This window comes from Fonticella tunisiensis (genome assembly GCF_004364155.1).
GTDB lineage: Bacteria > Bacillota > Clostridia > Clostridiales > Caloramatoraceae > Fonticella > Fonticella tunisiensis.
In genome coordinates, this window is record NZ_SOAZ01000020.1 from 31,724 (window position 1) to 54,842 (window position 23,119).

20 protein-coding genes, 1 tRNA gene and 1 other annotated feature are annotated in these 23,119 nt (G+C 38.6%); of the genes, 19 read left to right on the forward strand and 2 right to left on the reverse strand.

Annotated elements, in window-relative coordinates; translation table 11 throughout:
- Positions 1-4: 4 nt before the first annotated feature.
- From EDD71_RS10975 to disA, 3 genes are all read left to right on the forward strand, one after another.
- Complete coding sequence (locus EDD71_RS10975; RefSeq protein ID WP_133628784.1) at positions 5-2,434, forward strand: ATP-dependent Clp protease ATP-binding subunit; 2,430 nt, start codon at positions 5-7, stop codon at positions 2,432-2,434.
- 136 nt (positions 2,435-2,570) lie between these two features.
- Complete coding sequence (gene radA, locus EDD71_RS10980; RefSeq protein WP_133628785.1) at positions 2,571-3,935, forward strand: DNA repair protein RadA; 1,365 nt, start codon at positions 2,571-2,573, stop codon at positions 3,933-3,935.
- 3 nt (positions 3,936-3,938) lie between these two features.
- A complete protein-coding gene (gene disA, locus EDD71_RS10985; protein ID WP_133628786.1) occupies positions 3,939-5,003 on the forward strand; it encodes a DNA integrity scanning diadenylate cyclase DisA in 1,065 nt (354 codons plus the stop codon).
- Between the two features lie 33 nt (positions 5,004-5,036).
- On the opposite strand, the gene EDD71_RS10990 is transcribed toward disA, so the two are convergent.
- A complete protein-coding gene (locus EDD71_RS10990; RefSeq protein WP_133628787.1) occupies positions 5,037-5,432 on the reverse strand; it encodes a nucleoside triphosphate pyrophosphohydrolase family protein in 396 nt (131 codons plus the stop codon).
- Positions 5,433-5,757: 325 nt separating this feature from the next.
- Between EDD71_RS10990 and EDD71_RS10995 the strand changes: the two genes are divergently transcribed.
- The 8 genes from EDD71_RS10995 to EDD71_RS11030 all read left to right on the forward strand — a co-directional run bounded on the left by EDD71_RS10995 (position 5,758) and on the right by EDD71_RS11030 (position 15,355).
- Positions 5,758-6,252 (forward strand): CarD family transcriptional regulator, encoded by a 495-nt coding sequence (locus tag EDD71_RS10995; RefSeq protein ID WP_133628788.1) that lies wholly within the window; start codon positions 5,758-5,760, stop codon positions 6,250-6,252.
- 154 nt (positions 6,253-6,406) lie between these two features.
- Positions 6,407-7,540 (forward strand): PIN/TRAM domain-containing protein, encoded by a 1,134-nt coding sequence (locus tag EDD71_RS11000; protein ID WP_133628789.1) that lies wholly within the window; start codon positions 6,407-6,409, stop codon positions 7,538-7,540.
- Between the two features lie 273 nt (positions 7,541-7,813).
- Positions 7,814-8,500 (forward strand): 2-C-methyl-D-erythritol 4-phosphate cytidylyltransferase, encoded by a 687-nt coding sequence (gene ispD / locus EDD71_RS11005; protein ID WP_133628790.1) that lies wholly within the window; start codon positions 7,814-7,816, stop codon positions 8,498-8,500.
- A gap of 192 nt (positions 8,501-8,692) precedes the next feature.
- Positions 8,693-10,822 carry a glutamine synthetase III family protein gene (locus tag EDD71_RS11010; RefSeq protein WP_133628791.1) on the forward strand — a complete coding sequence of 710 codons (2,130 nt, stop codon included), beginning with the start codon at positions 8,693-8,695 and terminating at the stop codon, positions 10,820-10,822.
- A gap of 159 nt (positions 10,823-10,981) precedes the next feature.
- Positions 10,982-12,823, forward strand: a complete 1,842-nt coding sequence (asnB, locus tag EDD71_RS11015; protein ID WP_133628792.1) for an asparagine synthase (glutamine-hydrolyzing) — start codon at positions 10,982-10,984, stop codon at positions 12,821-12,823.
- A 143-nt stretch (positions 12,824-12,966) separates the two neighbouring features.
- Entirely contained in the window at positions 12,967-13,437 is a 471-nt protein-coding gene (gene ispF / locus EDD71_RS11020; protein WP_133628793.1) for a 2-C-methyl-D-erythritol 2,4-cyclodiphosphate synthase, read from the forward strand.
- Between the two features lie 14 nt (positions 13,438-13,451).
- The gene (locus tag EDD71_RS11025; protein ID WP_133628794.1) at positions 13,452-14,174 is read left to right on the forward strand and encodes an ABC transporter ATP-binding protein; all 723 of its coding nucleotides are present in this window, start codon (positions 13,452-13,454) and stop codon (positions 14,172-14,174) included.
- On the forward strand, positions 14,171-15,355 hold the full coding sequence (locus tag EDD71_RS11030) for an ABC transporter permease (protein ID WP_133628795.1): 1,185 nt from the start codon (positions 14,171-14,173) through the stop codon (positions 15,353-15,355). Before EDD71_RS11025 ends, EDD71_RS11030 begins: the two co-directional genes overlap by 4 nt.
- Before the next feature lie 22 nt (positions 15,356-15,377).
- On the opposite strand, the gene EDD71_RS11035 is transcribed toward EDD71_RS11030, so the two are convergent.
- Positions 15,378-15,800 (reverse strand): hypothetical protein, encoded by a 423-nt coding sequence (locus tag EDD71_RS11035; RefSeq protein WP_133628796.1) that lies wholly within the window; start codon positions 15,798-15,800, stop codon positions 15,378-15,380.
- 299 nt (positions 15,801-16,099) lie between these two features.
- On the opposite strand from EDD71_RS11035, the gene gltX reads away from it, so the two are divergent.
- The 8 genes from gltX to EDD71_RS11075 all read left to right on the forward strand — a co-directional run bounded on the left by gltX (position 16,100) and on the right by EDD71_RS11075 (position 22,931).
- Entirely contained in the window at positions 16,100-17,554 is a 1,455-nt protein-coding gene (gene gltX, locus EDD71_RS11040) for a glutamate--tRNA ligase (protein ID WP_133628797.1), read from the forward strand.
- Positions 17,555-17,559: 5 nt separating this feature from the next.
- Positions 17,560-17,768, forward strand: a binding site (T-box leader).
- 50 nt (positions 17,769-17,818) lie between these two features.
- Positions 17,819-19,216: a cysteine--tRNA ligase gene (gene cysS, locus EDD71_RS11045; protein ID WP_133628805.1), complete on the forward strand. Its 1,398-nt coding sequence runs from the start codon at positions 17,819-17,821 to the stop codon at positions 19,214-19,216.
- On the forward strand, positions 19,176-19,637 hold the full coding sequence (locus EDD71_RS11050; RefSeq protein WP_479724201.1) for a Mini-ribonuclease 3: 462 nt from the start codon (positions 19,176-19,178) through the stop codon (positions 19,635-19,637). Before cysS ends, EDD71_RS11050 begins: the two co-directional genes overlap by 41 nt.
- A 288-nt stretch (positions 19,638-19,925) precedes the next feature.
- A complete protein-coding gene (thyX, locus tag EDD71_RS11055; protein WP_133628798.1) occupies positions 19,926-20,699 on the forward strand; it encodes an FAD-dependent thymidylate synthase in 774 nt (257 codons plus the stop codon).
- Between the two features lie 18 nt (positions 20,700-20,717).
- The gene (gene rlmB / locus EDD71_RS11060; RefSeq protein ID WP_133628799.1) at positions 20,718-21,536 is read left to right on the forward strand and encodes a 23S rRNA (guanosine(2251)-2'-O)-methyltransferase RlmB; all 819 of its coding nucleotides are present in this window, start codon (positions 20,718-20,720) and stop codon (positions 21,534-21,536) included.
- Entirely contained in the window at positions 21,533-22,051 is a 519-nt protein-coding gene (locus tag EDD71_RS11065; RefSeq protein ID WP_243116452.1) for an NYN domain-containing protein, read from the forward strand. The genes rlmB and EDD71_RS11065 overlap by 4 nt, the downstream gene beginning before the upstream one ends.
- 77 nt (positions 22,052-22,128) lie before the next feature.
- Entirely contained in the window at positions 22,129-22,776 is a 648-nt protein-coding gene (sigH, locus tag EDD71_RS11070) for an RNA polymerase sporulation sigma factor SigH (RefSeq protein ID WP_133628800.1), read from the forward strand.
- 79 nt (positions 22,777-22,855) lie between these two features.
- Positions 22,856-22,931: transfer RNA gene (locus EDD71_RS11075), tRNA-Thr, on the forward strand.
- Positions 22,932-23,119: the final 188 nt, after the last annotated feature.

Sequence of the window (23,119 nt, forward strand, 5' to 3'; positions counted from 1 at the left end):
GAAAATGTTTGGAGGATTTACTGAAAGAAGCCAGAGGGCATTCTATGCAGCGGCCGAAGAAGCAAGAAATTTAGGACATAACTATATTGGAACGGAACATGTGCTTTTAGGCATTGCTGTGGAAGGCGGTCAGGCTTCGAAGATATTAAATGATTTTGGAGTAACCGTAGATAAGATAAGAAACGCAATAATCGAAATAGAAGGAAAGGGAGAGCCGGATTTACTTCTTAAAGAAATTCCTCTAACTCCAAGGACTAAAAGGCTAATAGAGGTTGCAAGGGCAGAGGCGAGAAATTTAAACCATAATTTCCTGGCTCCTGAACATTTACTTCTTGCAATAATCAGAGAAGGTGAAGGGGTAGCAGTTGCAATTTTGCAGAGGATGGGCCTTGATCTTAATAATCTTAGAAATGCTATACTGGCCAATATAAATGCCGATGGTGCTGCTCCAAGGACATCGGGAGAAAAGGGAAGAAATACTTCAACCCCTACCCTTGATCAGTTTGGAAGGGATTTAACACAACTTGCCAGGGAAGGAAAGCTTGACCCTGTGATTGGAAGGGATAAGGAAACTGAAAGAGTTATTGAAATACTCAGCAGGAGAACCAAAAACAATCCATGCCTTATAGGAGAGCCTGGAGTAGGTAAAACAGCAATAGCCGAAGGCCTTGCACAGAAGATCGTAGAAGGAAACGTGCCTGAGGTTTTAAAGGATAAAAGGGTTGTAACGATGGATCTTTCAGGAATGGTTGCAGGTTCCAAATATAGAGGAGAGTTTGAGGAAAGGCTCAAAAAGGTTATGGACGATATAAAGAGGGCTGGCAATGTAATACTATTTGTCGATGAAGTCCATACAATTGTTGGTGCAGGAGGGGCAGAGGGAGCAATAGATGCTTCAAATATATTAAAACCTGCACTTGCAAGGGGAGAAATACAGATAATTGGCGCAACCACCATAGATGAATACAGAAAATACATCGAGAAGGATGCTGCACTAGAGAGAAGGTTTCAACCCGTTACTGTTGGAGAGCCCAGTAAGGAAGAGTCAATACTAATTCTTAAGGGACTCAGGGATAAATATGAAGCTCACCACAGGGTTAAGATCACCGATGAAGCCCTTGAAGCAGCTGTAAACCTATCCGACAGATACATTACAGACAGATTTCTGCCTGATAAGGCAATAGATCTCATGGATGAGGCAGCAGCAAGGGTAAGGCTTAAACATTTAACTCCACCACCGGATGTTAAGAGCCTTGAGGAGGAGCTTGAAAAGATTAAAAGTGAAAAGGAAGAAGCCGTTAAGATGCAGGAATTTGAAAAGGCAGCAAAGCTAAGGGATAAGGAGCAGGACCTCACAAACAGGCTCAATGAGATGAAAGCAAGCTGGCAAAACAAAAAACAGAGCGACCTTATGGTGGTTACACCGGAGGATATAGCAGGTATTGTATCAAGATGGACTAATATACCTGTAAATAAGCTCACTGAAACAGAATCCGAAAGGCTTTTGAAGCTTGAAGAAATACTTCACAAGAGAGTTATAGGGCAGGAGGAAGCTGTAAAATCCGTTGCCAGGGCAGTTAGAAGGGCAAGGGTAGGGCTTAAGGATCCGAAAAGGCCCATTGGTTCATTTATATTCCTGGGACCTACAGGGGTTGGTAAAACAGAGCTTACCAAGGCACTGGCCGAGGCAATGTTTGGCGATGAAAATGCTATGATAAGAATAGACATGTCTGAGTACATGGAAAAGCATACCGTTTCAAGGCTTATAGGCTCTCCTCCAGGATATGTTGGATATGATGAGGGGGGACAGCTGACAGAAAGGGTTAGAAGAAATCCATATTCGGTTGTTCTGTTTGACGAAATAGAAAAGGCCCACCCTGATGTATTCAACATTCTTCTTCAAATACTTGAGGATGGAAGGTTAACCGATGGAAAGGGTAAAACCGTTGACTTTAAAAATACAGTTATAATCATGACATCGAACGTAGGAGCCCACACAATTAAAAAGCAGCAGTCAATAGGCTTTACCCAAAGTGGCAGAGAAGCAGAGGATGCCTATGAGAGAATGAAGAATAACGTAATGGAAGAACTGAAAAGAACCTTCAGGCCGGAGTTTTTAAACAGAATTGATGATATAATAGTCTTCCATTCACTTGGTGAAGAGCATGTTCAAAGGATAGTAAAACTTATGCTTGATAGCGTAGTAAAAAGACTCAAGGATCTTGATGTTCATATCGAGTACACAGATGCTGTTGCAGCCCACCTTGCAAAGGAAGGCTTTGATCCTGCCTATGGCGCAAGGCCTCTTAGAAGAGCAATTACAAAGACCGTTGAAGATCGGCTTTCGGAGGAGATGCTTAAGGGTACAATTAAAAAGGGCGACGAAGTAGTTATGGATGTTGAGAATGGTGAAATAGTGTTTAGAAGGAAGTAGATTAAAATGCCTGCTATAACAGCAGGCATTTTAATATATATTCCAAATATTTTTAAATAGGTATAATTTAATTGATAATGTTTAAATAATAAAATATAATGGTTATGCTGAAAAATATTTCCCGGGAAGTGATATTATGGCTAAGATAAAAACGGTTTTTGTATGTCAGGAGTGCGGCTATGCATCACCTAAATGGATGGGTAAATGCCCTGGCTGTGGAAGCTGGAATAGTATGGTTGAAGAAATTGAAGATAGGGATAAGGATAGAAATCCTGTTTTAAATATAGAAACTACAAGGCCCCTTACAATAGATGAGATAGAGATTACCGATGAAGAAAGGTACACTACCTGTATGGAGGAGCTTGACAGAGTTCTGGGTGGAGGGATAGTTAGGGGCTCCCTTATACTGGTTGGAGGAGATCCGGGTATAGGTAAATCAACCCTTCTTCTGCAGGTATCTAAAAATATCTCATCAACCGGTAAAACTGTATTATATATATCGGGTGAAGAGTCTGCCAAGCAGATTAAGATAAGGGCGGAGAGGCTTAAAGTCGCTGCTCAAAAGCTTTTCATAGTTTCTGAAACAAACCTCTCTATAATTGAAAAGTATATATCTGATATAAGCCCCCATGTGGTGATAATAGACTCTGTTCAGACTGTGTATAGGCCAGAGCTGCAGTCAGCACCAGGGAGTGTAAGCCAGGTAAGGGAGGCAACGTCATCCATAATGCGTATAGCTAAAAATTTAAATACTTCTGTATTCATTGTAGGTCATGTTACCAAGGAAGGCTCCATAGCAGGGCCGAGGGTACTGGAGCATATGGTTGATACAGTTTTATACTTCGAAGGTGAAAGGCATCATGCATACAGGATAATAAGAGCAGTGAAAAACAGATTCGGTTCGACAAATGAAATAGGCATTTTTGAAATGAAGGGAACAGGACTTGAGGAAGTTAAAAACCCATCTGAGATGCTTCTTTCCGGAAGGCCTGAAGGTGTGCCGGGATCTGTTGTTGTGTCAAGCCTTGAAGGAACAAGGCCCATGCTGGTTGAAATTCAAGCACTTGTTTCTGCAACGAGCTTTGGAATGCCAAGGAGAATGGCAACTGGAATTGACTATAACAGAGTTGTGCTCCTTATGGCAGTTCTTGAGAAAAGGGTAGGGATGCAGCTTCAAACCTTTGATGCTTACGTTAACGTTGCAGGGGGACTGAAGCTTGATGAGCCTGCCTGTGACCTTGGCATTGCATGTTCAATAGCCTCAAGTTTTAGAAATATACCTATAGATCCTAAAACAGTTGTTATAGGCGAGGTTGGTTTAACGGGGGAAATAAGGGGCGTAAACTTCATAGAAAAGAGAATTTTGGAGGCCCAAAAACTTGGATTTTCAAAATGTGTTGTACCTAAGGAAAACCTGAAGGGTATAGAAATACCTGAAGGAATACAAATATCACCAGTGGAAAATATATACGAAGCATTAGATGAAGTGCTGGGGGGGTAAAATATGAGAGATGCAAAGGAAATTGAGCTTATTAACGTTTTAAAAATGATGGCACCGGGAACACCCCTTAGAGAAGGACTTGAGAACGTTTTAAGGGCAAAAACGGGAGGACTTATCGTAATCGGCGATGAAGAAGAGGTAATGAAGATAGTTGACGGTGGATTTTATATAAACAGCGAATATAATCCATCTTATATATACGAGCTTGCTAAAATGGACGGGGCCATAGTAGTGAGCAGCGACCTTAAAAGAATTCTATATGCCAATACACAGCTTGTGCCAGACCCGTCCATTCCAACAACTGAAACGGGAACGAGGCATAGAACCGCCGAGAGGGTTGCAAAGCAAACTGGTAATCTCGTCATATCAATTTCAGAAAGAAGGAACGTTATAACGGTTTATAAGGGAAATTTAAAATATGTATTAAGGGATACCAGTATAATACTTACAAAGGCAAACCAGGCAATTCAGACCCTTGAAAGATATAAATCTGTTCTCGATGAGGTTATGGCAAACCTTTCAGCCCTTGAGTTTGAAGATCTTGTAACAGTCTACGATGTTTCAACCGCTGTACAGAGAAACGAAATGGTTATGAGGATAGTTTATGAAATAGAAAGGCATATAGCTGAGCTTGGAAATGAGGGAAGGCTTGTTTCTATGCAGCTGGATGATCTTGTGGATAGAGTTGAAGAAGATGGAATAAGGCTTATAAGAGATTATGCAGATGAGCAGAAGGATGCTAATGATGTTATTAAGGCAATTAAAAGTATGTCTTCAGATGAGCTGTTGGATTTATCTGTTATTTGTAAAACCCTTGGGTATTCTCCAGACGCCATGCTTGATACAATGGTATCCTCACGAGGATACAGACTTTTAAGTAAAATATCAAGAGTACCTCAGGCGGTTATCGAAAACATAGTAAAAACCTTTGGACAGCTTAAAAACGTTATCAAAGCCTCCATTGAAGAACTTGATACAGTTGAAGGTATAGGTGAGGCAAGAGCCAGGGCGATAAAGGAAGGTTTAAGGAAGATGCAGGAACAGGTTATTTTAAACAGGCCTATATGACAAAAAAACTCCCGGCTGTGCCGGGAGTAAGTTTTACAGCATAGAAAATTTACCTAGGGTTTGAATTTTACCATACTGTTTTAAAATGATGTCAAAAAGGTTGATGTCAAGAGACTCAGATAAAGCTGCAATATAGTATAGAAGTGTACCTATTTCTTCTTCAAGTACTTCACGGCAGTTGCTGCACATCTTTCCGTCAACCTGGTAGCTTAAGATGTTTCCTATCTGGTCAAGGGAAGCATCCTCAGGGAGGGACTGCTTATGTGCATTTATTTCAATGCAGCCGCAGTTAGTAACGGATTTTGCCAGTGCCCTGTTTATCCTCGAACTGGATTCGCCTATTTTTGTCATTATATCTATTATACTTTTGTGCCTTATTAGAGATTGTGATACAGAATTTTGAAAATCATCAACTATAATATCCTTCATATGCTTCCACTCCTTGTAGTAATATTTTAGGAAACAGGAAGTGCTTAAGGTAAAACAAAACAGAAACAAAATCAACTTTAAAATATGTACTATATAGCAGCAAAATTTAAGGAACAACAACCTATATAAATATTATAAATATTCAAATAATGACATGTCAATTATATTGAAGGGTGAAATAAGTTTATGTAAACATATTTTCAACGAGGTTAATATAATAATACTAAAGAGGTCACTCATGCGCTGGTTATAACATATATCTTAAGGATATCGAATAAATTCTAAATTTCCAGTCAAGACATTTTATGTATAAGGGGTGACCTTAATGTTTTCAATAGGAGATATAATATTTTATCCTGTATTTGGAGCAGGGTATATTTTAAATATAGAAGAAAAGGAAATCTGCGGTGAAATAAAGAAATATTATATTATGAAATTTTTATTAAATGATATGAATATGATGATACCTATAGAATCGGTCGTGGGAAGAAGGATTAGAAGGGCAATATCTCCCGATGAATGTGAAAAGGTATTAAATATTATAAAAAGCAATCCTGTTAAACTTTCTTCAAAGTGGTCCAAAAGATGTAAACATTATACCCAGAGCATAAGAAGTGGAGATATTTTTTTGCTTGCATCTATTATTCGTGATATTGCCGGGCTATATAGAACAAGAAGTTTATCAAAAAGTGAGGCGAAAGTTTTCATGGATATTGTTGATATGGTAGCAGGAGAGATATCGCTTGTTACAAACAGAGATTTGAATTCGGTAAAAAAGGAAATATTAAATAAGGTCAATATGAATGAGTTCCTTTGTTAACAAAAATATAATAGTATGTTTCATATCCATACGTTGCATTTTTAAAATGATTACGGTATATTAATATTAATACCTTTTATCTGGAAATATTTGAAATATACTATGGTTTATCCATTTAAAATATGATAATAATATATTATAAGGAGGTGTATAAATGTTAAATAAATTATTCAGATGGCTTCTTACAGCTATAGGACTCTTATTAGGCTATGCAGTAAGCAGAGCTATTCTTAGACTTGAATTTGTGCAGGGCTTAATAAATGTTAAATCAGGTTCAGTATCCATGATAGCTGCAGTGGCTGTTGGAACTATTTTATTTGGAATTATACTTTATTTAGCAGCTCCATTAATTATCGATTCCTTCTGGAAGCTTACGGGACTTTTAGAAAGTGGGATTCAAAAACTGCCTACAAACGACATAATAATTGCAGTAAGTGGACTTATAATAGGTCTTTTAGTAGCTTTTCTTGTACGAAGCGCCTTTATTGACCTTCTTACCGGAAGTACAACTCTAAAAATTATGGGAAGTATCGTATCTATAGTTCTTTACATCGTATTCGGAACCCTTGGAGTTAACATTGCCATTAAAAAGAAAGAGGATCTGTACAGCTGGCTGGCTCTTCCCAAAAAATTTGGCAAGGATAAAAAGTCAAAGGGAGAACACAAGACGGGGATATCCCAGCCCAAGGTACTCGATACGAGTGTAATCATTGATGGCAGAATACTTGATATACTGAAAACCGGATTCATCGAAGGACCTATCGTAATTCCATCCTTTGTTCTTGAGGAGCTAAGGCACATTGCAGATTCTGCTGATTCCCTTAAGAGAACAAGGGGTAGAAGGGGACTTGATATTTTAAATCAGATTCAAAAGGAACTTTCTATAGCAGTTGAAATCAGTGAAAGGGACTTCCCGGACATACAGGAGGTTGACAGCAAACTTTTAAAGCTTGCCCAAGTTTTAGGTGGAAAGATAATAACCAACGATTTCAACCTGAATAAAGTTGCGGAATTTCATGGTGTTTCAGTTTTAAATATAAACGAGCTTGCAAACGCAATAAAGCCCGTTGTAATCCCAGGAGAGGAAATGAATCTCCAGATTATAAAGGATGGAAAGGAATCGGGGCAGGGAGTTGCATACCTTGATGACGGAACGATGATAGTTGTTGAGGGTGGTAAAAAATTCGTTGGGGAAATCGTTGATGTCACAGTAACCAGCGTGCTTCAGACTGCAGCAGGCAGAATGATATTTGCAAAGATAAAAAATGCACATGAAAAGGCAGTTTAAAATCTAAAAATCGAAGTGGCTGACAAGCCAAGTGAATTCGTTAATTTAACACATGCTAAAACACAACGAATTGCACTAAGGCTTCTCAGTCACTTTTTGTCTTGTGAACTCCTAATGATCGCTGAAATATCCATTTCATATATTTTCTTTGTCTCCTTACCATTTTATTCCCTGTAATATAGGATGAAAAATCCTATAAGCTCTTTGACTTTTTAGACAGCCCCCCTTTTTTATGATAATATATAAGGGTACTAAAGAATTAGGAGGAGTTTTATGATTTCTGCAGTGGTCGTAGCAGGGGGAAAAGGGAAAAGGATAGGCAGGGACATATCAAAGCAGTATATAAAAATAAATGAAAAGGAGATACTTGCCTGGACTTTAGAGGTTTTTGAAAAAAGCAGTGAAATCGATGAAATAGTGCTTGTTGTTCCTGGCGATGATATTGAATTTTGCAGGAAAGCTATAGTCGATAAATATAGGTTCGCAAAGGTTAGGAGCATTGTGGCAGGAGGAGAAGAAAGGCAGTATTCTGTTTTTAACGGGCTTCTCTCCTGCAGCGGTAAAACTGAAATAGTCGTTATACACGATGGTGTACGTCCATTTATAAATGAGGGATTAATAAAGCGCACAATAGAGGAAAGCAGAGAGTTTGGCGCCTGTGCTGCAGCTGTGCCCGTTAAGGATACAATAAAAGTTGTAGATGATAAGAAATTTATTATTTCGACTCCTGACAGGAAGATTTTATATGCCGTACAGACTCCCCAGACGTTTAGATATGATCTTATATTGAGGGCCCACAGGGAAGCAATGGAAAAAAATGTTTTGTCAACTGATGATACTGCTCTTGTTGAGAACATAGGATATAAAGTTAAGTTAACCCATGGTGATTATTTCAATATAAAGATAACCACTCCTGAGGATTTAATTTTTGCAGAAGCCATTTTGCGCAACGTTAAATAATTTGTATAAAAAAATTAACAAAGTCATTATTGCAAATCTCCTTGATTTGCAATAGAATAAACTATATGAATTATTGAGTTGAATATAATTTTGGAAGCAAAGGCGTTTCCACGGGCTTGTACTTAATTGTACAGGCACTTGGAAACGTCTCTTTTTTTATTTTAAGCTAAATATGTTAAGGAGGATGGAGAAATGAGGTCAGAAAATGAGGTGTGTAAAAATAGCTTGGTTGAATGCTTTGGAATCAATGTTTTTAGCGATGCAGTTATGAGGGAGAGGCTTCCAAAGAGCACATATAAGGCCCTTAAGAAAACAATTGATGAAGGTAAACCATTGAGCCTTGAAGTAGCTGAGGTTGTAGCCAATGCTATGAAGGATTGGGCTATAGAAAAGGGGGCAACACATTTTACTCACTGGTTCCAGCCCATGACTGGAGTAACCGCTGAAAAGCATGAATCCTTTATATCACCATCAGGAGATGGAAGAGCAATTACTGAATTTTCAGGCCTTGAACTTACCAAAGGGGAATCTGACGCATCATCCTTCCCATCGGGGGGATTAAGGGCGACCTTTGAAGCAAGGGGTTATACTGTATGGGATTGTACTTCCCCTGCCTTTCTAAAAGAAGACGAGGGTGGTATTACCCTTTATATACCAACGGCATTTTGTTCATATACGGGAGAGGCTCTTGATAAGAAGACACCACTGCTTAGATCCATCGAAGCAATATCAAAACAGGCAATAAGAGTCCTCAGGCTATTTGGAAATACTACAGCATCAAAGGTTATTCCAACTGTGGGACCAGAGCAGGAGTATTTTCTTGTTGACAGGGACCTGTATATGAAACGAAAGGATCTGGTGTTTACAGGAAGAACCCTGTTTGGTGCAAAACCTCCAAAGGGACAGGAGCTTGAAGACCATTACTATGGAAGTATAAAGGAAAGGGTTGCGGCCTTTATGAGTGAGATAGACACCGAGCTTTGGAAACTTGGAGTAGCTGCCAAAACAAAGCATAATGAAGTCGCTCCTGGGCAGTTTGAGATAGCAACAATATATAATGACTGCAACATTTCTACGGACCACAACCAGCTAGTTATGGATACACTTAAAAAGGTTGCAAACAGGCATGGGCTTGTGTGCCTCCTTCATGAAAAACCATTTGAAGGAATCAACGGCTCAGGAAAGCATGTTAACTGGTCGTTATCTACAAATGAGGGAGAAAATCTATTAAATCCGGGTAAAAAGCCCCATGAAAATAAGCAGTTTTTAATATTCCTGGCTGCTGTTATTAAAGCAATAGATGAGTATGCGGATATACTCAGGGTATCCACTGCAAGTCCTGGAAATGACCACAGGCTTGGAGCCAACGAGGCACCTCCGGCTATTATATCGATATTCCTGGGTGAGCAGCTCACGGACATTTTGGAACAAATTGAGAAGGGAGAAATTAGGGGAACAAAACAGAGTGAGGAACTGGCAATAGGTGTTACAACCATACCATCCCTCTATAAGGATGTAACTGATAGAAACAGGACATCACCCTTTGCCTTCACAGGCAATAAGTTTGAATTTAGAATGGTTCCATCATCGGTATCCATATCCGATGCCAATTTTATACTAAATACAGTTGTTGCTGAAACATTAAGCCAGATTGCAGACAGGCTTGAAGGTGCAGCTAATTTTGAAGAAGAAGTTGAAGAAATACTTAAAGATATAGTAAAAAATCATAGAAGAATAATATTCAACGGAGACGGATATTCAAAGGAATGGGTAGCGGAGGCTGAAAGAAGGGGGCTTCCAAATATTAAATCCACCGTTGATGCTATACCGGCATTAATTACTGAGAAGGCCATAAAACTATTTGAAAAGCATAACGTTTTAAGCTTTAGTGAACTTAATTCAAGGTATGAAATAATGCTTGAGACCTATATAAAGCAAATTAATATAGAGGCTAATACAATGCTTGACATGGGAAAGAGACAGATAATTCCTGCAGTTGTAAGGTATCTAAATGACATTGCACTATCAATTAATCAGATAAAAGCTTCAGGGACTGCAGTTGATACAGCCTTCCAGGAGGAGATTTTAGAGGAAGTGTCAGGGTACGCTGCTTCCTTCAAGAAGCATATAAAGGAGCTTGAGGAATTAGTTTCAGAGGGTGCTTCATTTGAAGGGAGCATGTTTGAAAAGGCGTGCTTCTACAGGGATCAAGTAGTTGAAGCTATGAAAAGGTTGAGAGCTGATGGAGACAAGCTTGAAACCGTTGTCGATGAAAAGTTGTGGCCTTTCCCAACCTATGGGGATCTGTTATTCAACATATAAATTAAAAGTGTGACTAAAAATCTACAGGGATTTTTAGTCACACTTTTTTGCTGTAGCATTTTCACTATTCCCTTTGATAATCTGTCTTTGTAACATTTTTTTATTTCAATCATAAATTATTATATGTAGCAATAAACATCAATATTAGGAGATGAAGATATGTGCGGAATAGCAGGATGGATAAACACTAAGAAAAATATAGGGGGGAATATGGAGATAATTGAGAATATGACCAATAGACTAGAAAAAAGAGGGCCTGATGATTTTGGTTTTTATGTTTCTCAACATGCACTGTTGGGTCATAGAAGGCTCGTTGTGGTTGATCCAAAAGGCGGGGCACAACCAATGACAAGAACATCTGGAAATAGGAAATACACGATAGTTTATAACGGGGAGCTTTATAATACGGATGAAATAAGAAACAGGTTGATTGAGGCAGGATATAAATTTAAGTCCTATTCCGATACGGAAGTTATTCTGATGTCTTATATTGAGTGGGAAGAGGAATGTGTAAAGTATTTTAATGGGATTTTTGCATTTGGAATATGGGATGAGAGTAAAAGGAAAATCTTTCTTGCAAGGGATCCATTGGGAGTGAAACCATTATTCTACACACGAAGGGACAATTCATTGCTCTTTGCATCAGAAATTAAAGCACTCCTTGCACATCCTGAGGTAGAGCCTGTAGTTGATCAGGAAGGGATTCTTGAGATTTTTGGACTGGGGCCTTCAAGATCACTGGGCTGCGGTGTTTTTAAGGATGTAAAAGAGGTTGAGCCGGGATTTTATTTGGTTTTTGATGGAGAAAGGATAACAAAAAGGCAGTACTGGAAGCTTGAAAGCAAGCCTCATAGGGAAAATTTAGATGAGACAGTTGAACACGTGAGAGGATTGCTGCTTGATGCAGTTAAAAGACAGCTTGTTGCAGATGTTCCCGTATGTACGTTTCTGTCAGGGGGGCTTGATTCCAGTGCAATATCAGCCATTGCAGCAGAAAACTTTAAAAAGGATAATAAAGGGCAGCTAAAAACATATTCAATAGATTATGTTGATAACGACATTTACTTTAAGCCAAACGAGTACCAGCCAAATTCAGATGGGGTATGGGCTAATAGAATGGCAGGTTATATACAAAGCAATCATCATAACATTTATATTGATAATGAAAAACTTGTATTAGCACTTAAGGATGCTGTTATGGCAAATGATCTGCCGGGAATGGCAGATGTTGATTCCTCCCTGTATCTTTTCAGCAAGGAGGTGCGAAGGGAAAACACCGTTGCCCTCTCAGGAGAATGTGCAGATGAAATATTTGGAGGATATCCATGGTATATAAGACAGGAGGATATTAATGCTACAACTTTTCCATGGTCAAAGGCATTAAAGGAGCGCAAGGAAGTTGTATCTAAAAATCTTGGAAATCTGCCCCTTGAAGAATACGTTGCATCTAAATATTTTGATACACTGAAGGAGGTTCCAAAACTTGAGGGGGAATCGAAGGAAGAACACAGGATGAGGGAGATGTTCTATCTAAATATCAAATGGTTTATGATTACTCTTTTGAACAGGAAGGATAGAATGTCCATGGCAAACAGCCTTGAAGTTAGAGTTCCCTTTGCAGATTATAGAATAGTTGAATATGCCTTTAACATACCATGGAAATTTAAATACTGCGATGAAAGGGAAAAGGGGCTTTTAAGGAGAGCCCTTAAGGGAATACTTCCCGATGAAATACTAGAAAGAAGAAAAAGCCCATATCCAAAAACCCATAACCCTAAATATCTTAAACTGGTAAAGAGATGGATGCAGCAGATATTAGATGATAAAACATCTCCTATACTTCAGATAATAGATGTGGGTAGGGTAAGGGAAATAGTTGAAACTGGAGGAGCTGCCTTCCAGAAACCCTGGTATGGACAGCTTATGACAGGTCCCCAGCTCATTGCCTATTTTATACAGATTAATGAGTGGATGAAGGAGTATAATATAAGGATCGTATAAGGAGGTTGTCTTTTTAGACAGCCCCCTAATTGTTATCGTTTAACAATTCTTAGATAGCTTTTACATCACTTTTCTTGATATTAATTTTAAAATAAGTTAGTATTAAATTGTTAATGTAAATATTAGGAATAATGGAGGTGCTTATGAGAATAGGTCATGGATATGACGTTCACAGGCTTGCATACGATAGAAAACTTATAATTGGAGGTGTTGAAATTCCCTATGAAAAGGGGCTTTTAGGACACTCTGATGCAGATGTACTTCTTCATGCTGTTATGGATGCGCTTTTAGGTGCGGCAGCACTTGGAGATATAGGGAGACACTTTCCTGATAACGATGAAAGGTTTAAGGGAGCAGATAGCCTGAAACTTTTAGAATACGTTGGAAGGCTTTTATCGGATAAAGGATATAAAATAAGCAACATCGATGCAACGATAATTGCCCAGAGGCCAAAGATGGCGCCATACATAAATACCATGAGGGAGAATATTTCAAGGACGCTTAACATAGATATTGACTGTGTCAACGTAAAGGCAACAACTGAAGAGGGCCTTGGATTTACGGGAAGTGGTGAAGGAATATCTTCGCATGCAGTTTGCCTTATATATAAATAAAGGAGTGAATTGGTTTGGTTGAAGTGAGAGGATTAAGCAAGCACTTTAAAGAGGTTAAGGCTGTAGATAATATTAGCTTTTATATAAGCCCAGGTGAAATTGTTGGCCTCCTTGGAGAAAATGGAGCTGGAAAGACAACAACATTAAGAATGATTGCAACTATGTTAAAGCCCACATCAGGTACTGCCCTGGTTAATGGATATGACCTAATAAAAGAACCACATAAAGTAAGGAGCCAGATAGGTATACTCTTTGGAGGAGAGGTTGGGCTTTATGACAGGCTTACAGCCAGGGAAAATATAAGATATTTTGCGGACTTAAATGAAATGGACTCAAAGGAAGCTGAAAAAAGCATTGAAAATTTAATTAAGCTTCTTGGCATGGAGGAGTTTATAGACAGGAGAGTTGGCAAGTTTTCAAGGGGTATGAAACAAAAGGTTGCAATAGCAAGATCCATAGTTCACAACCCCAGCGTTATGCTTTTTGACGAACCTACCATTGGCCTTGATGTTACATCTTCAAAAATAGTACAGGACTTTATACTCAGCTGCAAAGGTGAAAATAAATCCATAATTTTCTCAAGCCACAGTATGCAGGAAGTGGAAAAACTCTGTGACAGAATTATTATAATACATAAAGGAAAAATCGTTGAAGATGGAACCCTGGATGAGATGAAGACAAAATATGGACAGGACCTTGAGGAAGTATTCTTAAGATTGGTGGGTGAGTCTAGATGAATATAAAGGGAGTTTTAACAGTTTTTAATAAAGAAATTAAGGATCTTTTCAGGGATAGAAAAACATTAGTAGTTGGAATACTTATACCTTTTTTAATATTTCCACTTATATTTGGCCTTATGGGAAGGGGAATTGAGAGCAGTACAAAGAAGGTGGAAGAAAACCTTAAAATAGGTGTAGTTGATAAGGGAAACAGCTCCCTCAGCAAATTCTTAAAATCACAGCAAAAGGTTACGGTAATTGATTCTCAGGATATTCAAAAGGACGTTAAGGATGGGAAGGTATATGTTGGATTGATAATTCCCGAAAATTTTGATAATATGGTTAATGAAAATAAACAAGTTGATTTAAAGATGGTTATGGATGATTCAAGTCAGAGTTCAATGATGGCCCAGGGAAGCCTTGGGGCAATGATTGAAGCCTATTCCAAAGAAGTGGTAAAGTCAAGGTTAACGTCAAGGGGGATTGACCCTATAATACTTACTCCCTTTACTACAAGCATAGAAACCGTCTCAAAGGAGCAGGGAGGATTTACAAAGTTTATGATGTCCCTTATGCTTCCACTTATGCTGTTAATGTATGCCGTATCGGGGCCATTGGCTGCAGCCATTGACTTAGGTGCAGGTGAAAAGGAAAGAGGAACTTTAGAACCTCTTTTGACAACCCAAACAAGCAGAATGAACCTTCTCTTTGGAAAGTTCTTTGCAATTACTGTAATGGGAGTTATAGGTGTAATATCATCTATTGCAGGCCTGATGATATCTATGAAGATATCACCAGGAGTTTTCGGAGGGAAAGGCGGGCTGTCATTTCCAATACCGGCCTTAGTTATAATGGGTATTTTAACCATACTTTTAACAATGGTTTTTGGGGCCCTCGAGCTTTCAATAAGTATATATGCAAGGTCATTTAAAGAGGCACAGACATACCTTACTCCATTTACCTTCATAGGTATGGCTGCGGCATATGGAACATATGCTATGGAAATAAAAAATGTAAGCCTGTTCCTCTTTAACATTCCTCTAGTAAACGCATCCCTTGTAATGAAGGAGTTAATAAACGGCTTATTTAACCCTGTCCATATAGCAATAACATTTGTGTGGATCTTCGTATATGCAGCAGCGGCAATAGCCTTTGCAAGATACATGTTCTCAAGGGAAAGGGTAATATTTAGAACATAAAAGGCATGTCTGTGCATGCCTTTTATAATTGCTGTGTTTCAATAAATTCATTAAGAAGCGCTGACAGCGAAGCGTTTATATAGTCAACTTTATCCTTAAGCAATCTGAAGCTTTCAGCATAAATATCACTAACTTCAATTAAAGATAAATTATGCTTTAAAGAAAGGAATCTCTTATAGGCAGGTATATAAAGGTTGTTAATAAAAAAGTTCTTTCCTGATAAGGACGGGTTATTCTCAAAGTATCTTGATTTTAAGAATCCACAGCATTGATAAAAGTAAATGGAGCCTTCTTTATAAATGTTATGGCACCTGTTGTAGGATTCCATTGAGCTTTTAGGAACTTTAATTCCTCTAAGATGATTTGATGTGCTTGAGATCATTTTTTCAATATCCTTCATTTTGAAAAGCAACTTTACCGCATCAGCATTTCTTTTATACTCCAAAGGACCTCCACCCCACCCGAATATTTACTCTCTAATAAATATTATGTTCAAGCAGTATGTTTAATGAATGAATAAATGTATTGAAAACTACGCAGAAGGGTTCTGATATTGATGGAAGATTGGTGATAAGCATTTATAAAAGGGTATAGGTTAAAAAGATGTTTACCTTTGATATTTTTACTGAATTTTAAGTGAGAAAACTTTGACTTATTCAGTTTACAGTTGAAAAAAATGCCTGAAAAATATAAAATTTAAAGGATGGATATACTAGAAGCTAAGGAATTTTGGAGGTGTAGTTGATGGAAAGGGTAAGATTTGCCCCGAGTCCAACAGGGCATTTGCATATAGGCGGAGCAAGAACAGCACTTTTTAACTATCTTTATGCAAAGCATACAGGTGGAAAGTTTATAGTTAGAATTGAGGATACGGATTTGAACCGTTCAACGGAGGAGTCTGAAAAGGTAATAATAGAAGGGTTAAAGTGGCTAGGTATAATATGGGATGAAGGAATAGAAGTGGGAGGAGATTACGGCCCATATCGTTCAACCGAGAGGACATATATATACAATCCCTATGTTGAAAGGCTTCTAAAGGAAGGCAAGGCTTATCTTTGTTATTGCACTGAAGAGGAGCTGGAGGCTGAAAGACAGGCCTTCGCTGCAAGGGGAGAAATGCCAAGATATTCAGGAAAATGCAGACATTTAACTGAGGAGGACAGAAGGAGGCTTGAGTCAGAGGGAAGAAAGCCCGTTGTAAGGTTTAGGGTTCCCGATGATGAAGTTATTGTTGTTGATGATATTGTAAGGGGAAGGGTTGAATTCAACTCAAAGGATATAGGAGACTTTATAATTGTAAAGTCCGATGGAATACCTGTATATAACTTTGCTGTTACGATAGACGACCACCTTATGAAGATCACAACAGTTATAAGGGGTGAAGAGCATCTTTCAAACACTCCAAGGCAGATTTTAATATACAAAGCCCTTGATTTTGATGTTCCAAAGTTTGCCCATGTATCCCTGATACTTGGCAAGGACAGGTCCAAAATGAGCAAAAGGCATGGTTCAACCTGGGTTGAACAGTACAGAGATGCAGGATACCTGCCGGAGGCGATAGTAAACTTTTTAGCCCTGCTTGGATGGTCTCCCCAGGGGGAAGAGGAGATATTCTCCCTCGATGAACTTATTGACATGTTCACCCTCGATAGAGTGGTTAAAAATCCTGCGGTATTTGATATTGATAAATTAAATCATATAAATGGTATATATATTAGAAAGAGCCCCGTGGAAAGAATAGTTGACCTTGCCATTCCTCATCTTGTTTCTGTTGGATATGTTACGGAGGAATTTGCAAAGGAAAACAGGGAATGGATAACAAAGGTTGTTGAAGCAGTTAAGGATGGGCTTCCATACGTTGGAGATATTGTAAATCATGTTGGCATATTCTTTGGAGATGAAGTAAGACTTGAAAATGAAGAAGCTGCTGAGGTATTAAAACAGGAACATGTATCTGCACTCCTTGATGAGTTTTTGAATATGATAAAAGAGGCAGAAGAAGTTAATTTAGAGTTTGCACAGGGACTATTTAAGGAGCTTAGGAAGAAAACCGGTGTAAAGGGCAAGGCGCTTTTTATGCCTGTAAGAGTTGCAATAACGGGTCAGGTCCACGGGCCAGAGCTTGTGAATATAATCGATATAATGGGAAAAGATAAATTAATAAAAAGAATTGAATATACTAAAAACAATTTGATATAATATCAAAAAAAGCATTGAAGGGAAAGAGTAGGGGAGGAGTTCATTTAAGAGAGAAGCTGTCAATGGCTGAGAGCAGCTTTAATGAATATTTCCGAAGGTGCGTCCCGGAGCTTCTCTATTGAAACCATTAGATAGAGACGGATAAACCGTTATATTTTTGAGTGAGGCCTTTGCCTAATTAGAGTGGAACCACGGAGAGCCCTTCGTCTCTAAATCGAGATGAAGGGCTTTTTTACATAGGTGGAAAGGAGAATGGATATGGGTATTAAGATCTATAATACTATGACAAGAAAAAAAGAAGAATTTGTTCCTGTTACTTCAGGCGAGGTTAAGATGTATGTATGTGGCCCTACTGTGTACAACTTCTTTCATATAGGAAATGCAAGAACCTTTATCGTATTTGATACCGTAAGAAGGTATTTCGAGTACAGGGGGTACAGGGTGAAATTCATTCAGAATTTTACCGACATCGATGATAAGCTTATTAAAAAGGCCAATGAGAAAGGTACAACTGTTAAGGAAGTGGCAGAGAGATTTATTGAGGAATATTACAAGGATGCAGATGCATTAAAACTTAAGCGAGCAACTGTAAATCCAAAGGCAACTGAGCATATTAATGAAATAATAAAATTTATAAAGGATCTTGAGGATAAGGGATATGCCTATGCTGTAGATGGGGATGTATTCTTTAGAACTAAAAAGTTCAAAGAGTATGGAAAGCTTTCACATCAAAATATAGATGAACTTGAGTCAGGAAGCAGAATTGAGGTTGATGAAAGAAAGGAAGACCCACTGGATTTTGTACTGTGGAAGTCACAAAAGCCTGGAGAGCCTGGATGGGAGAGCCCATGGGGAGTTGGAAGACCGGGATGGCATATAGAGTGCTCCGCTATGGCAAGCAGCCTGCTTGGAGAAACGATAGATATTCATGGAGGTGGAGCTGACCTTGCCTTTCCACATCATGAAAATGAAATTGCCCAGAGTGAGGCAAGGAGCGGCAAACCCTTTGCAAACTACTGGATGCATGTAGCCTTTTTGAACGTAAACAATCAGAAAATGTCAAAATCCACAGGAAACTTTTTTACTGCAAGGGAAATACTTGAAAAGTATGATTCAGAGGTTGTAAGGCTTTTTATGATTTCAGGGCATTATAGAAATCCAATAAACTTCAGCATAGAACTTTTAGATCAGGCAAAGTCAGCCCTTGAAAGGCTCTATAACTCTGTAAATCATCTAGAGTACATTATAGAGGCTGCACAGGACAGAGAACTTACAGATGAGGAAAGGGATTTTGCAAATAAGCTTGACGGATACAGGGAAAGGTACATTGAGGTTATGGATGATGACTTTAACACAGCTGATGCTTCATCGGTTCTTTTTGATATAGTAAGGGATGTTAATATCTTTATAAAAGAATCCACGGCAAAATCCCTTGCTGAAAAGGCCCTTGGTCTTTTAAGGGAGCTTGGCCAGCCCCTTGGAATACTTCAAAGGAGCACAAAGGGGGAACTTGATGAGGAAATTCAAAGGTTGGTTGAAGAAAGGCAGAAGGCGAGAAAGGAAAAGAACTTTGCCCTTGCAGATAAAATAAGGGATGAGCTTAAGGCAAGGGGAATTATTCTTGAAGATACTCCACAGGGAGTTAGATGGAAGAGGGTATGATATATTAATGTTTAATGCTGAAAAGTATATAAATCTGGGAGAAATGGACGTTAGAATGCTAAATCCCCTTGTATGGGCATATATAGGGGATGCTGTATATGAGGTTTATGTAAGAAGCTTTATAATTTCAAACACAAAAAAAAACTCCCACGACCTCCATGTAGAGTCAATTAAGTTTGTCAAGGCAGGTGCCCAGTCTGAAATTCTCGAGGAGCTTATGCCTTATCTTACCGAAGAGGAGCAAAACGTTGTAAGAAGGGGAAGAAACACGAGGACAGGGCATGTTCCTAAAAATGCCGATGTAATAGACTATAGAAGAGCAACTGCATTGGAAGGGCTAATAGGTTACCTGTACCTTATGAAGCGCTTCGAAAGAATTGATGAAATAATGAATATTGTATTTGAAAGGACAACCTCATAAGGCGTCCTTTGAAAAACGGGAAGGGGGACAGTTCTTCCCTCTTTTTATTTTGGGTGTATCTCATAAAGCGGGGTTATAATTTTTGGTGAAAGTCCAGTAAGTGCAGTTTAAAAGAAGCACTATGGATAAACATAAGGCATAATGGAAATATTGGAGTAAAGGCTTGAGAGTAAAGCAGCCTGTAATCTTTGGTTTATTTTCAAAACAGATTTTAGAACAAAGTAGGGTGAACTGCTTACCAATTTGTTATATAATATGACATAAGATTGTCAGAGAGGTGGAGCATAAATGGAAGCAAAATTAAAAGTTAAGTTAATTGCATATACACCGGATCCTGAGAAGATAGTGGCATCTGCTGCAAAGCTTTGCTATAGCAAAGCAGGCGTTGATAATATCATGGAAAATCTGACGGATGAGAACACAAGTAAATTTTTGAATATGCTTATGAGCCTTGGACATGAAAGCCCTATTGAGCATGTGAGTTTCACATTTGCTGTTGAAGGAGTTTCCAGAACCCTTTCCCATCAGCTTGTAAGGCATAGAATTGCGTCCTATTCCCAGCAGAGCCAGAGGTATGTTAAGCTTGAACAGTTTGAATACATAATACCTCCTTCAATTGAAGTTATTCCTGAGGCAAAGAAGCTATTTATAAAGACAATGGAGCAGCAGCAGAAAGCCTATAATGAATTGTCCCTTATGCTCAAAGAGAAGCACTTAAGGAGGCTGGTGGAAGAGGGATATGACGAAGGAAAAGCGGAAAAAATGGCGGAGAAAATGGCTATAGAGGATGCAAGGTACGTTTTCCCAAATGCATGCGAAACCAAGATAGTATTTACAATGAACGCAAGGTCCCTTCTTAATTTCTTCAGCCATAGATGCTGCAACAGAGCACAATGGGAGATCAGAAGAATGGCAGATGAAATGCTAAAGGAAGTTAAAAAAGTTGCCCCGAATCTCTTTAAACATGCAGGGCCATCCTGTATTTCGGGTCCTTGTCCGGAAGGGTCAATGACATGTGGTAAAATAATCGAAGTAAGGGAAAAATATAATGGTATGAGGTAAATGAAAGGATGATTGTTTATGAAAAATCAAAAGGATGCAGGTAAGAAGCACGCAAGTAGAGTAAGAAGAGATAGGGAAACGGAAATAGATTTCGAAAAAGATGAAAATATAGTTGAGGGAAGAAACCCGGTTATAGAAGCAATAAAATCAGGAAGAACGATAGAAAAGCTTTATGTTGCAAAGGGAGATCTTGAAGGTTCAATAAAAATGATAATTTCCATGGCAAAGGATAGGGGGATAGTAATCAGCGAGGTTGACAGGAGAAAGCTTGATGAACTGTCCCGGGGTGGAATCCATCAGGGGGTTTTGGCAGTTGTATCTCCATATCAGTATTCATCGATGGATGATATATTAAGCTATGCAGAGGAGAAAGGAGAGGATCCATTTGTTATAATACTTGATGAAATAGAAGATCCGCACAACTTGGGCTCAATTGTAAGAACAGCCAATATATGTGGTGCCCATGGGGTAATTATACCTAAAAGGCGTTCTGCACTGGTAACTGCAGCGGTTGCAAAGGCATCAGCCGGAGCTGTTGAGTATACAAAAATAGCAAAGGTAACAAACATTACCCAAACTATTAAGAAGTTAAAGGATAGAGGAATATGGGTAATGGGTGCTGATATGGACGGAAGCATAGTATATGAGAGCAACATGAAGGGTCCAATAGCCCTTGTTATAGGCAGTGAAGGAAGAGGTATTTCAAGGCTTGTTAGAGAAAACTGTGATATGATTGTAAGCGTCCCTGTGAAAGGTCAGATAAACTCCCTTAATGCATCTGTTGCAGCTGGTATTATTATGTATGAAGTTGTAAGACAAAGGAGTAGCACAAGGTGAGTCAATTAAAGTTTATTATGGTGGATGGGTACAATGTGATAAATGCCTGGCAGCAGCTCAAGGCTCTTAGAGAGGAGAGCCTTGAGGATGCAAGGGACAAACTTGTAGATATGATGCAGGATTTTACTGCCTATAGAGGCATAAAGGTCATAGTGGTTTTTGATGCACACCTTGTCAGGGGAAGTATTGAGAAGCATGAAAAGTACGGCAATATTGAAGTAGTATACACAAAAGAGGGTGAAACGGCGGACTGTTATATTGAAAGAACAATTGTTGAACTTTCAAAAAAAGGTGAAGTTGGTGTAGTTACCTTCGACTATCTTGAACAGAGGATTGCAATGCAGATGGGGGCAATAAGGATTACTCCAAGGGAGTTTCTGGCTGAGATTCAAAATGCCAAAAAAAGGATACAAGAAAAATCAAAATTAACCTATGTTGAGAAAAGAAATGGCCTTGAGGATCGCATTGATAAAAGCATTTTGGAAAAACTTGAAAAAATGCGTCGAAACCTTTGAAAATACTTGACTTTTTAAAGTTTATGACTATATAATTTATTCTATACGGTGACCTTGCTTATCTCGGGGGGGAGGGAATGGTGAAGACGAATTTGGAAGTGAAGCATACTTTGCATGACTTTGATAACATGCTTGATGAAGAAATAGTTGTTTTAGCTAGAACTGGTGATAGTAGTGCAGAAGAATATCTTATAAACAAGTATAGAAACTATGTTAAAGCTAAAGCAAAGTCATATTTCCTGATTGGTGCCGATAAGGATGATATCTATCAGGAGGGGATGATTGGTTTATATAAGGCTATCAGGGATTTTAAACCAGATAAGCTATCATCGTTCAGAGCCTTTGCTGAGCTCTGTATTACAAGGCAAATCATAACAGCAATTAAGACGGCGACGCGTCAAAAGCATATACCTTTGAACAGCTACATATCCTTGAATAAGCCTATATATGATGAAGAATCGGACAGGACCCTTATAGATGTACTTTCAACAATTCATGTTTCAGACCCTGAGGAGCTTATAATAAGCAGGGAAGAAAGGATAAAAATTGAGAGGAAAATGTCTGAGATATTAAGCGATCTTGAAATGGAGGTTCTAAGATGCTATCTTGATGGTAAAAGCTATCAGGAGATTGCCTGTGATTTGGACAGACATGCGAAATCCATTGACAATGCCCTTCAAAGAGTAAAAAGGAAGCTGGAGAAATTTCTTAAAGAAGAGGAATAGATTACTAGTTAAAATCATATTGACATATGTTTTGCTTGAGTGTAAAATAATTAATCGAAAGCAAAATAATATTCCTTTTGCCCATGTAGCTCAGTCGGCAGAGCGTCACCTTGGTAAGGTGGAGGTCACCGGTTCAATCCCGGTCATGGGCTCCATTATTTTACATATTGGATACGCCGGGATAAGTTTATTAAACGGTTTAGGCCGTTGAAAAACTATAAACTATTGGTTTTAATATATGTCAGAAGAAGGAGGAAAAAATAATGGCAAAGGCACATTTTGAGAGAACCAAGCCACACGTAAACATTGGAACAATCGGTCACGTAGACCATGGAAAGACAAC

What these genes read in the sequence shown, in the direction of transcription:
- EDD71_RS11010 (WP_133628791.1), top strand. Translation starts at nt 8,693, where the DNA reads ATGAGGTCAGAAAATGAGGTGTGTAAAAATAGCTTGGTTGAATGCTTT.
- asnB (WP_133628792.1), top strand. Translation starts at nt 10,982, where the DNA reads ATGTGCGGAATAGCAGGATGGATAAACACTAAGAAAAATATAGGGGGG.
- radA (WP_133628785.1), top strand. Translation starts at nt 2,571, where the DNA reads ATGGCTAAGATAAAAACGGTTTTTGTATGTCAGGAGTGCGGCTATGCA.
- EDD71_RS10995 (WP_133628788.1), top strand. Translation starts at nt 5,758, where the DNA reads ATGTTTTCAATAGGAGATATAATATTTTATCCTGTATTTGGAGCAGGG.
- EDD71_RS10975 (WP_133628784.1), top strand. Translation starts at nt 5, where the DNA reads ATGTTTGGAGGATTTACTGAAAGAAGCCAGAGGGCATTCTATGCAGCG.
- EDD71_RS11030 (WP_133628795.1), top strand. Translation starts at nt 14,171, where the DNA reads ATGAATATAAAGGGAGTTTTAACAGTTTTTAATAAAGAAATTAAGGAT.
- thyX (WP_133628798.1), top strand. Translation starts at nt 19,926, where the DNA reads ATGGAAGCAAAATTAAAAGTTAAGTTAATTGCATATACACCGGATCCT.
- EDD71_RS11000 (WP_133628789.1), top strand. Translation starts at nt 6,407, where the DNA reads ATGTTAAATAAATTATTCAGATGGCTTCTTACAGCTATAGGACTCTTA.
- sigH (WP_133628800.1), top strand. Translation starts at nt 22,129, where the DNA reads ATGGTGAAGACGAATTTGGAAGTGAAGCATACTTTGCATGACTTTGAT.
- rlmB (WP_133628799.1), top strand. Translation starts at nt 20,718, where the DNA reads ATGAAAAATCAAAAGGATGCAGGTAAGAAGCACGCAAGTAGAGTAAGA.
- EDD71_RS10990 (WP_133628787.1), bottom strand. Translation starts at nt 5,432, where the DNA reads ATGAAGGATATTATAGTTGATGATTTTCAAAATTCTGTATCACAATCT.
- disA (WP_133628786.1), top strand. Translation starts at nt 3,939, where the DNA reads ATGAGAGATGCAAAGGAAATTGAGCTTATTAACGTTTTAAAAATGATG.
- ispF (WP_133628793.1), top strand. Translation starts at nt 12,967, where the DNA reads ATGAGAATAGGTCATGGATATGACGTTCACAGGCTTGCATACGATAGA.
- gltX (WP_133628797.1), top strand. Translation starts at nt 16,100, where the DNA reads ATGGAAAGGGTAAGATTTGCCCCGAGTCCAACAGGGCATTTGCATATA.
- ispD (WP_133628790.1), top strand. Translation starts at nt 7,814, where the DNA reads ATGATTTCTGCAGTGGTCGTAGCAGGGGGAAAAGGGAAAAGGATAGGC.